Below are 14,231 nucleotides of genomic sequence, written 5' to 3' on the forward strand. Positions count from 1 at the left end.
AAAATATAGTTTATTTTTCTATTTTTGATTTCATATTTAGTTTAAAAAACTATCAAACTTTATATACGTTTTAATTTTTAGAAAAATTTTATGTTAGATTCTACCGATAAAAAAATCATCAATTTATTACAAAATGATAGTAAACAGACTACTAAACAACTTTCGTTACAGCTTAATTTATCGGTAACTGCTGTTTATGAGCGGATTAAAAAGTTAGAAAATAATAAAGTTATTCAGAAATATGTAGCTATCATCAATAAACATAAAATTGAGAAATCTTTTTTGGTTTTTTGCCATATAAAACTCATTCAGCATTCTAAAGATTATGTTACCACTTTTGAGCGTGAAATTTTAAAACTAGAGGAAGTTTCTGAATGTTTTCACGTGAGTGGAGATTATGATTACATCTTAAAAATCTATGTAAAAGATATGGATAGTTACAGAGATTTTATGGTAACAAAACTTACTGCCATAAAATATATTGGCAGCACTCATAGTACTTTTGCCATTGAAGATGTTAAAAATACAACTGCAATACATTTATAAAATTCTGTATTTAGATTCCCACTTTCACGGGAATGACAATTTCAACGGAAACCCAGAGGCAGAGCCTCTAGGAATTCTTTTCGATTAAATCTTGGGTTTAATTTATTATTCTTTGACTAAAACTATTTTCTCTGATTGTTTTTTAACCAACTGATTATAAAATTCTTTTAAAACAGGATAATAATTAGGCGTAATAATTGCTTGGTTGAACTGTAAAATTGAGTAGGCACTAATTTTAGTGCCTTTTTGACTTAATTGAAACTTAAAAACGCCTAATTTTTCTGGCAAACTTATTGAAATTGGTTCTGGTAATTTTTCCAACTTATACCCTTTTGGTATCTGGATTGAAACTCTTGTTGTTTTCTTTAATGGCGATTCGAAATCTACAGGAAATTTTCTATCATTTGATTTAAAAGGATTTTTGTTTTTTGCTAAAAATAGTAAAGGTTCTAAATACAATTTTCCGTTTATCGATTCAATTAAATTATCGCTTAAAAACTTTACTGTACTTATAACGGGTTTCCCTATATTTTTTTTATGAACTAATTTATAATCTTCTATTTCAAAACTATTTTTTTCTTCAAGATTAGAAATAACTTGCTCTTCTTTTAAATGGTTATTTTTACTCCTGTAAGTTAATGCTGCTAAATTATCATATTTAGTTCTTACCATACCTTTAACCATAAAATCATCTGTAATACGAGCCATAATAATATTTTCTTCAAAAGCATATTTAGAAGAAGTTAGTTTCACCCAAGAAGATTTGCCTTCTTTAGTTACTTTTCTTCCATTCCAATTTAAAGCTCTAACAGGCAAAATATTAGGAACACTATATGGATGTGTAGCATCTAACAAAACATAAGAATTATCTTGAAATTGAACCATAGAAATAACATAATTAAATCCGTCTAATGTTGGAAACAGAGGAATACCATTGTTTCTAGAACTTAACAATACCGGATTTGCATTTAAACCTGCATAACGTAGCATTGATGTTAACATTAAATTTATTTCTGCAACATTACCCTCTCTTTCTTTATATGCCTTTCTAACTCCTTTGCTTGTGTATTTGCCATAATAACCATTCCACTTTACTTTGTTTTTAACAAACTGAAAAATAGCTATCATTTTATGTGCTTCTGTTTTTGCGTTAGCTAAAACATTTTTTAGATCGTTTTTATAATAACTAGATTTATTTAATTCTGAACCAAAATTAGATGATCTAAATATTTGTTTACTTACATTTTCCCACGTATTAGAATATGATTTTATACCACCACCAATGCTTAAAAAATCGGTTTGGGTTAATTCGAATTTCACTCCTCCTCTATAATTTTGAACGTTACTAACAAAAGGTTCATCATCTTTTAGGGCAGGAATATTATCTGCATTAAATTTTAAAACATTAGTAGTGAAATCTATTTTATTATAACTGGTATTTATTCTAGTAACATTCCAGCCACTTCTAGATTTAGATGTAATTCTTAAAGAACTATTTTTTCTTTCATTTTTTGGCACAACAGAATAATACCCTTTAAAAGAGGATTTAAATTTATAATACTCAGGAATTTCTATAGCATAGTTTATTTTTTTTACAGGAATTCTAAACTGAAATTCTACCTCATCAATTTTATAATAATAAGGAGAAGTTACTTTATACTTAATATCTATTACACTACCCTCTTTAACGCTTGGCATTGTAATTTTTTTTACGCTCCAATATTTATTTTTTTTCTCTTTAAAAATATCTTTTTTAGATAGTTTATGCTTTTCTACTTTGTTATTATTTATGTTAAACAAATACCCTTTTAAAGAAGATATTTTTTCTTCATTTCCATTATCTGGATTGTAATAATAAATTCTTTGAGTAGCATTCTCAAAACCTTTTTGGGTATAAATTTTTATTCTATTATGAATTTCTGTAATAATATTAAACCTCTCTTCTGCTTGATTAAACTCATAATATGTTCTTCTTTTTCTATATAAATAAGCTGCATCTGCAGTAGAATCTAAAGGATAAAATTTTTCTGATAATTCTTCTTTTGAGACTTTTCCGAATTTAATTTCTTGCGAAAAAATTACAAATTGACTGGTTAATAAAACAACAAATAATACTTTTTTCAAAATGGTTATTTTTTTGTGATGGCAATTCTTAAATTTTCGTATTTAGCAATACTTCTTCTAAAACTTCTGTAGGTTTTATAATCTTCTTTAGGATAAATTCCTTCTTTAATAATTATAGTTTTTTTGTAGCTAAAAGTAGTTGCATCAATTTTGGTAAAAGAAACTTTATACAATCCAAATTTGGTTTTTATTTCTTTTTCTGGAGGCAATACTGCTAGAACATAACCTTCAGGAAGTTTAAAAGTGTACTCATCTATATCTTTGTAACCTTTAGATATTTTTAGAGGTAACTTTCTTTTTCTATATCTTTTAGGCACTCTTGTTTCTTTATTAAAAACATTTACTCTAAAAAGATACTCACCTATATTTAACGATGCATAATTATTAATTAAAACATCTAATTCTTCTGTAAAAACAACTTTATTTTTATCATTTTTAAGATTGATAGATTCTATTTCTAAATTGTTATTATAGCTCCAAACATTAGATTTGTAATTTTTAATTAACTCCTTTTTTGTTTTGCTATCATAACCAAATTTTTCATCATATTGCAAACCTTTAGAAACTCTTTTTAAAGATGCTTTTAAACTTCCGTTTTCTAAAAGTTGAATTGTTCCTTTAATAGTTTGAAGATTCGTTTCATCTTTATAAGCGGATGTTCTCTTAATAATTCCTCCCTCTGGAGTTACCACCAACACGTTTCTATCGTCAGTAAAATCACCTAAAAAACCAAAAGGCATTGTTTGACTGGTACATTCTAACCAAATATCTTTTCCTTTATTTGGCAGATTTAAAATAACGTGATTTCCTTGTATTGAAGAAAAATCTTTATCTATATCTCTTTTTTCTTTTGCATAAACAATAGTGTAATAAGAGGTAACATCTGCAGCATCTAAAAGGGCTTTTGTATAATTTGTTAAACCTTTACAATCTCCATACCCAACTTTATCTACTTGGTTTGCTGCAATAGGTTCCCATCCTCCAATACCAACTTGTACACTAATATAACGTGTTTTTTCTTGCATAAATTTATACACAAGCTTTGCTCTTTCTATAGGGTCTTTTTCATTTTTTACTAATTCTCTTACTTGTGCTTTTGTAGTTTCATTTAATAGATCTCTACCTTTAAGCAATTTATCATACATCCATTTTCCAAAGTCATTCCAATTAGAATATTCTCCAAAAACACCTTTTAATTGAAATCTATCTAATGCTATTATTGCTTTTGGCAAAATATCTCTGTAAGAAACTGTACTTTTTTCGTACTTAATTCCTGGTTGATTTTCTAAAACATAACGAATTTCTGTTTCAGACTCAGTAGATGCTATATTAAAGTCGTCGAAATTTGTTTTTTTAAACCTCCAAGGAATTGATTTAGGATTCTTAATTTTATAAGAACTTTTTTCTACAGAAACAAAATATCCATTTACAGGAAACCACCAAGGAATAAAACCTGTTGTTGATGTTTTATATTCTGATTCAAAAACTACTGTATATGGGTAAGAAATTGGAGTATATCTTACATATTTTACTCTTGCATCTGAATAAAGAGTACCACCATCTACTGCACTTACATCTAAAAAATCTCTTTTTTTGTATTTTTTAATTTGCTTGCCAAAATCATTAAATATAAAAGCAGATAACTTCGTTATCTTTGTATCATTATCATAACTTGCTCCCATTCTTGCATCAACATCACCAAGTTTATTTAATACTGTAACAATCTTTTTTCTGTAGACAATCATTTTATCTACATCTTCTATGGTTATTTCTAAAGAATTATTTCTAACAACAGCATTTGCGCTTTCTTTTAATTTGGCAGGTATTAATAAAGAAGAATAATTTAATTTTTGACCAAATATAGATGTAACCAAAAACAAGGCGACTAAAACAGGGAGGGAAATAAACTTTTTCATACAAATTTAATAGACTACAAATTTAAAAAAAAGGGCTTGAAATCATAGATTTCAAGCCCTTTTTAACACTAAATTTTAATTGATTTTAAATAACTATGCTTTGGTTTTTACCACAAAAGAAAACTCAATATTATCATTAATAAATTTGTCTTTTAAATTGTTAAAAAACGATTTTGATTTATACTTTATATTAAAGTCTGCTCTGTTAACATTAAAAGCTTCACTTTTAAAAGTTGTTATTCCGTTTTCTTTAGAAATTGTTGCAGGTATTGTAATGCTTTTTGTAATATCTTTAATATTTAAATTACCAGTTACAGACAATTTACCACCTTCTTCTTTTACGTTAGTGATAATAAATTTTGATGTTGGATAAACAGCTATATCAAAAAAATCTGCCGCTTTTAAATGTCCTTCTAACTTTCCTGCTCCATCACTACCTTTCATATCTAAATTGGTAATGGTTGCCATATCAATAACAAAATGTCCTTTTGTTAATTTACCATCTTTAATTAAAAGACCTCCACTTTTTAAAGCTACAGTACCATTATGAGCTCCTGTTGGTTTTGTTCCTTTCCAATTTAAAACAGATGTAGCTATATCTACATTATTTAATTCTTCGATATTGGTTTCTACTTTTACAGCTTCTTTTACTTCTACTACTTTTTCTTTTTTCTCTTTACAAGAAGTTAAAATTGTTGCTGCTATTACTACTGATAAAATTACTTTCTTCATTTTGACTGATTTTAAATTTATTTTCCAGGGCAAATATATAATTTATTTATTTTCCAAGGAAAGTATTTTTATTATTTTAATATTATTTAACAAAAACTGTTACTATTCTCTATTTTTAGAATCTATAATAATTGTTACAGGTCCATCATTTATCAAGGCTACTTTCATATCTGCACCAAACACTCCTGTTTGCACTTTTTTATTGATTTCTTTTTGAAAAGTAGCAATAAATTTTTCATACAAAGCAATTGCCACATCTGGTTTTGCAGCTTTTATATAACTGGGTCTATTTCCTTTTTTGGTAGATGCTTGTAAAGTAAACTGGCTTACAATAATTACTTCACCTTTTGTATCTATTAACGAAAGGTTCATCACATTATTATCATCATTAAAAATTCTAAGGTTTGTAGTTTTTCTAACCAAGTAATTGATATCATCTTGCGTATCATCATTTACAATTCCTAAAAGGATTAACAATCCGTTATCAATATTGGCAACTTTTTCTTGATGAATGGTTACACTTGCTTTTGATACTCTTTGAATTACAACTTTCATTAATCTTTCTTTTAGCTTGTTTTACTTTTACACTTTACAAACCTTCAACTTTAAAACCTATTCATCTTCGTTCCAAATATCTGTTCTATAATGTTCTGTTTCTTCTTCTCCGTCTAAAATTTGAAGATAACTTTTATAACGCGACCAAGATATGTCTTCGTTTTCTAAGGCTTCTTTTACAGCACATTGTGGTTCTTTTAAATGCAAACAATCGTTAAATTTGCAATGCTGTTTTAACTCAAAAAACTCTAGAAAATAATCTCCTAATTCATATTTATCCATATCAACTACACCAAACCCTTTTATTCCTGGAGTGTCAATAATTCTAGCATTAAAACTTAAATCAAACATTTCTGCAAATGTTGTGGTGTGTTGCCCTTGTTTGTGCTGATCAGAAATTTCTTTAGTTTTTAAATCTAAAGTGGGTTCTATTGCATTGACTAGAGTTGTTTTACCAACTCCAGAATGCCCAACAAACATAGAGGTTTTACCTACCATTAGTTCTTTAATCTTGTCTACATTTTTATCCTGCGTAGCAGAAACTTCTACACAGCTGTAACCAATAGCTTCGTAAATATCTTTTAGATATAGAATCTCTGCTCTTTCTTCAATTTTGTAAGTATCTATCTTATTAAAAACCAAAACTACATCTATTCTATAAGCTCTAGCTGTAACTAAAAAACGGTCTATAAACGTTGTAAAAGTAGGTGGATTATTAATGGTGATTAATAAAAAAACTTGGTCTATATTGGCTGCTATAATGTGCGTTTGTTTAGAAAGATTTACTGATTTTCTTACAATATAATTTTCTCTATCAAGAATTTTTTTTATCACTCCTATTTCTTCATCACCTTTTTTTTCTATATCAAAATTTACTTTATCACCAACTGCTATTGGATTTGTACTTTTAATACCTTTAATTCTAAATTTCCCTTTGATTCTACATTGATAAAAAGTACCATCATTAGATTTTATATTATACCAACTTCCTGTAGATTTATATACGATTCCTGTCATTGTTACAAAGATGCAGAATTAAAATTGATTTAAAAAATAGGCTAAAATTACCCAGAGCAGAATCATACTTTTATTTTCAGCTACGAATTCAAGAATTAAAAAAAGCTTATCTCAATAAAAACCACAAAAAACCTCAAAGGTTTTTAAAACCTTTGAGGTTTAGCTAATAAAATTTAAACGTACTTACAAGGTTTTAAAAACTTTGCCAGAAAACATTATCCGTTAATAATTTTTTCTTGATGATTGATAGATTCTTGGTGAATGGCTTTAAACATTCTTAAAACAAATTCTTCACTCAAACCTCTTTGGTTTCCTTCTAAAACCATATTTCCTAAAATCTCATTCCAACGTCTAGATTGTAAAACAGCTACGTTTTTTTCTTTCTTTAACAAACCAATTTTATCGGCAACTTGCATACGTTTTCCTAACAGTTCTATTAATTGGTCATCAACTACATTAATTTGGGCTCTTAAGTTTTCTAAAGATTCTCTATATTCTGGAGCAGTTTCTGTCTTTTTCTTAATCTTTAAATCCTCCATAATCTGCTTTAAAGTAGTTGGTGTAACTTGCTGAGCAGCATCAGACCAAGCATTTTCTGGGTCAAAATGTGTTTCTATCATTAAACCATCAAAATTTAAATCTAAAGCAATTTGCGAAACATCAAAAACCATATCTCTGTTACCTGTAATATGTGAAGGATCACAGATTAATGGCAAATCTGGAAATCTATTTTGAAACTCAATTGCCAATTGCCAATTAGGATTGTTTCTATATTTAGATTTATCATAAGTAGTAAATCCTCTATGAATTGCTCCTAAATTTTTGATTCCTGCAGAGTATAATCTTTCAATTCCACCAAGCCATAATGCTAAATCTGGATTTACAGGATTTTTAACCAACACTATTTTGTCTGTACCTTCTAATGCTTCTGCAATTTCTTGCATAATAAATGGCGATACTGTAGAACGTGCGCCAATCCAAAGTAAATCTACATCATTTTCTAAGGCTAATTTTACATGAGCAGCATTGGCAACTTCTGTACAGGTTTTCATACCTGTTTCTTCTTTTACTTTTTTAAGCCAACCCAAACCTAAGGCACCAACACCTTCAAAATTTCCTGGTCTTGTTCTTGGTTTCCAAATTCCTGCTCTATAATAGTTTACATCAGAATCTTTTAATTCGTGTGCAATTTTTAAAACCTGTTCTTCGGTTTCTGCACTACAAGGCCCTGCTATTACTAGTGGATGTGGTAAATTCATATCATCCAACCATGTTCTTAATGCTGCTGTATTCTTCATTTTTAATAATTAATTTGTGTTGTTTGATTTGAGATTTTTCCACAAGGTCAAAATGACAAAAGCAGACAACGATTTTGGCTTTTTATTTTATGCCGTTTAAAATTTGTTTTATATAATTTGTATTCTCCATTTCGTTAAAAATTTCAGAGAAATTATCTTGTTCCATCAACTTTTTAAAATGTTGTAAATTGTTGATATAATCTTCTAACGTTTCAATAACGTTTTCTTTATTTTGTTTAAAAATTGGGGTCCACATTGCAGGACTACTTTTTGCCAAACGCACTGTAGATCTAAAACCAGAACCTGCCATATCAAAAATATCGCGTTCATTTTTTTCTTTGTTGATTACTGTTTTACCTAACATAAATGCACTAATATGAGATAAGTGAGAAACATACGCTATATGTTTGTCATGCGAAACAGGATCCATATAACGAATACGCATTCCAATATCTATAAAAAGCTTTAAAGCTTTTTCTTGAAGTTTAAAAGTTGTCTTTTCTACTTCGCAAATAATATTGGTCTTCCCTTTATATAAACCAGAAATAGCTGCAGTTGGCCCAGAATTTTCTGTCCCAGCAATGGGATGACAAGCTAAAAAATTTCTTCTTTTTGGATGATGTTCAACCACTTTACAAATGGCTTCTTTTGTAGAACCTGCATCAACTACCAAAGTATTATCTGATATTTTATCTAAAATGATTGGCAACAATTTTACAGTTGCATCAACAGGAATTGACACAATTACCAAATCTGCATTTTCTAAATTGTCTAAAGTTGCTTTTTTATCAATTAAATTTAGTTCTAAAGCTTTTTCTAAAGTTGCGTCTTTTCTACTAATTCCGTGAATTACAGCTTCTGGATAGTTCTTTTTAATATCAATAGCAAAACTACCTCCAATTAAACCAACACCAATCATATAAATATTCTTCATAACTTAAAATCTTGATATTGCTTCTTTAATTATTGTTGATGTTACACACAATGAAAACCTTATATAACCTTCTCCTTGAGAACCAAAAACAGTACCTGGCGTTATAAAAATATCTTTATCGTGTAAAATTGCATTTGTTATTTCTTTTGATTTTTTTCCTTCAGGAATTTTTGCCCACACAAATAATCCTGTTGCGTTTTTATTGTAAGTACATTCTAATTTATCTGCTAATTGCCAAATTAAATTTCTACGGTTTTCATAGGTTTTATTTTGGGCTGAAAACCAAGAGTCTGATAAATGCAACGCTTCTATGGCTCCTTTTTGAATTCCGTAAAACATACCAGAATCCATATTAGATTTTACTTTTAAAACTTCGTTGATAAAAGTTGCATTTCCTAATAACATTCCCACTCTCCAGCCAGCCATATTAAAGGTTTTACTTAAAGAATTTAATTCTAAAGCAATCTCTTTTGCTCCTTCAACTTGTAAAATACTGATAGGTTTGTCGTTTAAAATAAAACTATACGGATTGTCATTAATGATTAAAATTTTGTGTTTTTTTCCAAAAGCTACCAATTTTTTAAAAGTTTCTAAAGTTGCATTTGTTCCTGTAGGCATATGCGGATAATTTACCCACATTATTTTTACTTCTGATACATCTAATTGTTCTAATTCGTCAAAATTGGGTTGCCAATTATTTGCATCATTCAAATTATAAAAAAGCGGTGCTGCTCCTACCAATTTAGTAACAGAAGTATAGGTTGGATATCCTGGATTTGGAATCAATACTTTATCGCCTTCATTTAAAAAAGCCATAGAAATATGCATAATTCCTTCTTTGCTTCCCATTAATGGCAATATTTCACTTTCTGGATTAGAATCAACAAAAAACTTGTGTTTATAAAAATTAGAAATTGCCGCTCTTAATTCTGGCAACCCTTGATATGATTGATATTTATGTGCATTTACATCACTTAAACTTCCTTGAATTGCTTCTAAAACTTTTGCTGGTGGTTGCAAATCTGGCGAGCCAATTCCCATATTAATTATGGGTTTTCCGGCAGCAATTAAGTTTCTTACTTCTCGTAATTTTTTAGAAAAATAGTATTCTTGAACGGTATCTAATCTTTTGGCAGGTTGTATCATTTTTTTCTACCGTTTTTGTAGGTTCCTAAAATTTTAAAATCTTCTGCCATAATTTCTATAACGGATTTTGCTTTTTGGTAATCTTTATAATCATCAAAAGTTACATCTACAAAAAATGAATATTTCCAAGGAGTTTCTATAACTGGTAATGATTGTATTTTAGTTAAATTCATTTTACAATCGCTCAAAACATTTAAAACGGCTGCTAAACTTCCTCTTTTGTGATCTAATTGAAATTTTAAAGATGCTTTGTTTATTTGGTCAATTCCGTTATTTGGTTTTTCAGTTTGTACTAAAACAAAACGTGTAGAATTGTCTTTCATCGTCTGAATATCGTCTTCAATCACCTCTAAATCAAAGATTTCTGCGGCTATTTTAGGTGCAATTGCTGCAATTCCCACTAAATTTTCTTTTGCTATTCTTTTGGCAACTTCTGCTGTATCTACATCTTCTACCAATTTTATATGTGGATGTTTTTTAAAGAATTCTTTACATTGTAACAACGCCATTGGATGTGACCAAACTTCTTTTATATCTTGAATTTTTTGATCTTTTAAAGCCATTAAATGATGATGAATGTTTAAATATTCTTCGCCAGAAATATGCAAATCATATTTATCTATTAACGCATAATTAGGTATAATTGAACCCGCAATAGTGTTTTCTATAGCCATTACTGCTTGATCTGCTGTTTTATCTAACAAACTTTCTACCAAAACATCAAAAGACATACATTCTTTTAATTGTATTGTTGATCCATAAAAATCGCGTGCAACTTTATGATGGTTTGAGCCTTCTGCTCCTTGTATGGCTATTATTTTATTATTCATTTTATATCAAAAAAAAAGCCTCGAAGTAAATTCGAGACTTTATATTTTATATGTGTTACTTAACAACATAATACAAAGTCTCTGCTCTTATTAAAAAAATAAAAGTAAAAATAGAAACGTGTAAAAGTTGTGTTTAACATCTTAATTCTCTTGTTTTGAGCAACAAATCTAAAGATTAAATTGATATAAACAAATTATATATCTTCTTTTATAAAAGATTTGACAAATTGGTAAAAATTGATTACTAATTAGTTGCGATTTACAACATTCTTTAATAAAATCAATTTTAAAATAGTAAAGTCTAAATTTTAAACCATTCTTTAACTAATTGTTTTTCGATAGGAGTTACCGTTTTATGATAATAATCGTTTTTTATTGCATCATATTGATAGTCTTTAGACCATTTTTCAATGTTTTTTGATAATTTTTTTAATGAATTGCAAATAAAATTCAACTCTTCTGTAGTTACTGTAGGATGAACAGACAAACGCACCCAGCCAGGTTTTTCAGTATTACATCCGTGCAAAATCTGATCTTTAATTTTATTCGAAGTTTCTTGATCTACGTTTAGCAAAAAATGCCCGTAAGTTCCTGCGCAAGAACACCCTCCTCTGGTTTGAATTCCAAATCTATCATTTAATAATTTTACTACTAAATTAAAGTGATATTTTTCAAAATAGAAAGAAAAAATACTCAACCTTTCTTTATGATTGGGAGCTAATATTTTTACATCTGGTAAACTTTCTAAAGTTTCAAAAACAACTGTATTAATTTCGTCTTCTCTTTTTTTAATATTCTCTACACCCATTTCCTCTTTTAATTGAATAGAAAGTGCAATTCTAATGGTTTGTAAAAAACCAGGTGTACCTCCATCTTCTCTGGTCTCAACATCGTCAAAATAATCGTGTTCTCCCCAAGGGTTTGTATAGCTTACTGTACCTCCTCCTGGATTGTCTGGTACTGTGTTTTTGTATAAACTTTTATTAAAAACTAATACCCCAGAACTCCCTGGGCCTCCTAAAAATTTATGCGGAGAAAAGAAAATTGCATCTAACATTTCATCCTCGTTTTCTGGATGCATATTAATGTCTACATAAGGAGCACAACACGCAAAATCTACAAAACACAAACCGTTATACTTATGAATTAATTTTGCCACTTCATGATACGGAGTTTTAATACCTGTAACATTAGAACAAGAGGTAATAGAAACTATTTTTATTTTTCTTTGTTGATGCTCTTGAAAGCTTTTTTCAAATTCTTTTAAACACAATAAACCTTCATCATTACAAGGAACAACTACAACATCTGCAATGGTTTCTAACCAAGATGTTTGGTTGGAATGATGCTCCATATGAGAAACAAAAACCACTGGTTTTACATCTTCTGGTATGGTAGTATAATCTTTTAAATTCTCTGAAACTTTTAAACCTAAAATACGTTGAAATTTATTGACAACCCCTGTCATTCCTGAACCTGTTGTTATTAAAACATCATTGTTATTTGCATTAACGTGTTTCTTAATTATATTTCTAGCTTCATGATACGCCAAAGTCATAGCAGCACCAGAGGTTGAAGTTTCTGTATGTGTATTGGCTACAAAAGGTCCAAATTGATGAAGTAATTTATCTTCAATAGGCAAATACAACCTTCCGCTTGCGGTCCAATCAGTATAAATTAATTTTTGTTCTCCATAGGGAGATTGAAATGTTTGGTTTATACCCACAATATTCTCTCTGAATTGATTAAAATATTGTTCTAATTCTGACTTTACTATTTTATCTGTTGATGAAATCATACTTTAAAAGTTTCAAATTTACTTTTCAAAAGTAACTAATTATAAATTACTCTCTATTACTATTTTTTAAAACCTCTAAACCAAATCATAAAATAGACTCAACTACTTTGAAAAATAGGAGTACAAATGCTTTTAGAATTTAATCTTTTAAAGCGGTAGAACAAGTTACAAATATAGAAGACTTAACTAGAATAAATTAATAAATCTGTTAAATGCATATTAATTGGAAAGTCCGGTTAAACTGAGCCACCTATTCCGGATTAAATTGAGCAGGGTAAAATCAAGTGTTAAAATCGATTCGATTTGTATGTTAAATTTAGTGTTTTTTTCTTAATTTTTTTCTCATAGATCCTCCTTTTAAATTAATTCTATGTGCCGAGTGAACAATTCTATCTAAAATAGCATCGGCAATGGTTTGTTTGCCATAATGTTTTTATCAAATAAACATTTTATGACCTGCAAATAGAATCGACTTTATTAGTGGCTCAGTTTAACCTGGAATTAGTGGTATACTTTACCCAGAATTTGCACCCTATAACAAAGCAATAGATATTGCTAAAATGATAATTCTAAACTACTCTCCAAACCTCAATTCTGGCAATGATAATATGCTAACATTATTATTTGATATGAATAAATTATGGGAAGAATATGTATATAGAATATTACAAAAATACAAACCAAAAGAGTATTATATATCTCCTCAAAATTCAACACAATTTTGGGAAACAAAAAGAATAAAACCAGATATAGTAATAAAGCATAAAGAAGAAACGTATATCATAGATACAAAATGGAAAATAGTAAGCACCTATAAACCTTCCGATGATGATTTAAAGCAAATGTTTGCTTATAACTTATATTGGAAAGCTGAAAAAAGTATGTTGTTATATCCTAAAATAGACCAAAAAGACAGTAAGTTTGGCAATTATCATCATACCCCAAAAGAAAAAGAAACAAATCAATGTAAATTGGGTTTTATAAATATTATTAATGATAAAGGTTTAAGAAATAGTAATAATATTGCAAGTGAAATATTTAGTAAATTTAATACAGAATCGATTAGTTGATAAGTATTAATTAAAACACAATAAAGACTATTTTATTAATGCTATTTTTGATTTCCAGCATACATAAACAAACGTTAAAATTCACTTTTAAGTGAAATAAATTTGTAAATTAACTTATAAGTGAATAACTTATGCACGCATAAAACCATTATTTAAATTCAAAACAGTAGCATATTATTCTGTTAGTTTAGATGATAATGACATAACACTTTATCAAGAATTTGTTGAAAAACATACGATTAAAAATAAAAACAAGTTATATCAT

Annotated in this window: 12 protein-coding genes and 1 pseudogene; 2 read left to right on the top strand and 11 right to left on the bottom strand. The window is 28.4% G+C overall.

Translation table 11 applies throughout. The annotated features are described in order from the left end of the window. Window positions 1-90 precede the first annotated feature (90 nt). The gene (locus tag ACY2RX_RS03845) at window positions 91-546 is read left to right on the top strand and encodes an Lrp/AsnC family transcriptional regulator (RefSeq protein WP_490102644.1); all 456 of its coding nucleotides are present in this window, start codon (window positions 91-93) and stop codon (window positions 544-546) included. A 105-nt stretch (window positions 547-651) separates the two neighbouring features. Here ACY2RX_RS03845 and ACY2RX_RS03850 read toward each other — a convergent pair whose 3' ends face one another. The 11 genes and pseudogenes from ACY2RX_RS03850 to ACY2RX_RS03900 all read right to left on the bottom strand — a co-directional run. Beyond that, window positions 652-2,670: a DUF3858 domain-containing protein gene (locus ACY2RX_RS03850; RefSeq protein ID WP_490102645.1), complete on the bottom strand. Its 2,019-nt coding sequence runs from the start codon at window positions 2,668-2,670 to the stop codon at window positions 652-654. Between the two features lie 5 nt (window positions 2,671-2,675). Beyond that, window positions 2,676-4,586 (bottom strand): DUF3858 domain-containing protein, encoded by a 1,911-nt coding sequence (locus ACY2RX_RS03855; protein ID WP_490102646.1) that lies wholly within the window; start codon window positions 4,584-4,586, stop codon window positions 2,676-2,678. Window positions 4,587-4,679: 93 nt separating this feature from the next. After that, window positions 4,680-5,318, bottom strand: a complete 639-nt coding sequence (locus tag ACY2RX_RS03860; RefSeq protein ID WP_490102647.1) for a YceI family protein — start codon at window positions 5,316-5,318, stop codon at window positions 4,680-4,682. 102 nt (window positions 5,319-5,420) lie between these two features. Next, on the bottom strand, window positions 5,421-5,873 hold the full coding sequence (dtd, locus tag ACY2RX_RS03865) for a D-aminoacyl-tRNA deacylase (protein WP_490102648.1): 453 nt from the start codon (window positions 5,871-5,873) through the stop codon (window positions 5,421-5,423). Window positions 5,874-5,930: 57 nt separating this feature from the next. Then, window positions 5,931-6,890 carry a ribosome small subunit-dependent GTPase A gene (rsgA, locus tag ACY2RX_RS03870; RefSeq protein WP_490102649.1) on the bottom strand — a complete coding sequence of 320 codons (960 nt, stop codon included), beginning with the start codon at window positions 6,888-6,890 and terminating at the stop codon, window positions 5,931-5,933. A gap of 215 nt (window positions 6,891-7,105) precedes the next feature. Continuing rightward, a complete protein-coding gene (locus tag ACY2RX_RS03875; protein ID WP_490102650.1) occupies window positions 7,106-8,188 on the bottom strand; it encodes a chorismate mutase in 1,083 nt (360 codons plus the stop codon). An 82-nt stretch (window positions 8,189-8,270) separates the two neighbouring features. Further along, the gene (locus ACY2RX_RS03880; RefSeq protein WP_490102651.1) at window positions 8,271-9,122 is read right to left on the bottom strand and encodes a prephenate dehydrogenase; all 852 of its coding nucleotides are present in this window, start codon (window positions 9,120-9,122) and stop codon (window positions 8,271-8,273) included. A 3-nt stretch (window positions 9,123-9,125) separates the two neighbouring features. Beyond that, complete coding sequence (locus ACY2RX_RS03885) at window positions 9,126-10,268, bottom strand: pyridoxal phosphate-dependent aminotransferase (RefSeq protein ID WP_490102652.1); 1,143 nt, start codon at window positions 10,266-10,268, stop codon at window positions 9,126-9,128. Further along, window positions 10,265-11,098 (bottom strand): prephenate dehydratase, encoded by an 834-nt coding sequence (locus ACY2RX_RS03890; RefSeq protein WP_490102653.1) that lies wholly within the window; start codon window positions 11,096-11,098, stop codon window positions 10,265-10,267. The genes ACY2RX_RS03885 and ACY2RX_RS03890 overlap by 4 nt, the downstream gene beginning before the upstream one ends. Before the next feature lie 301 nt (window positions 11,099-11,399). Further along, on the bottom strand, window positions 11,400-12,896 hold the full coding sequence (locus ACY2RX_RS03895) for an aminotransferase class V-fold PLP-dependent enzyme (RefSeq protein ID WP_490102654.1): 1,497 nt from the start codon (window positions 12,894-12,896) through the stop codon (window positions 11,400-11,402). Window positions 12,897-13,212: 316 nt separating this feature from the next. Further along, window positions 13,213-13,320, bottom strand: a pseudogene (locus tag ACY2RX_RS03900) (ATP-binding protein); the annotation flags it as partial. An 85-nt stretch (window positions 13,321-13,405) separates the two neighbouring features. On the opposite strand from ACY2RX_RS03900, the gene ACY2RX_RS03905 reads away from it, so the two are divergent. Beyond that, a complete protein-coding gene (locus tag ACY2RX_RS03905; RefSeq protein WP_490102915.1) occupies window positions 13,406-13,966 on the top strand; it encodes a 5-methylcytosine restriction system specificity protein McrC in 561 nt (186 codons plus the stop codon). Window positions 13,967-14,231: the final 265 nt, after the last annotated feature.

The sequence above is a fragment of the Polaribacter sp. 2405UD43-2 genome (genome assembly GCF_058147125.1).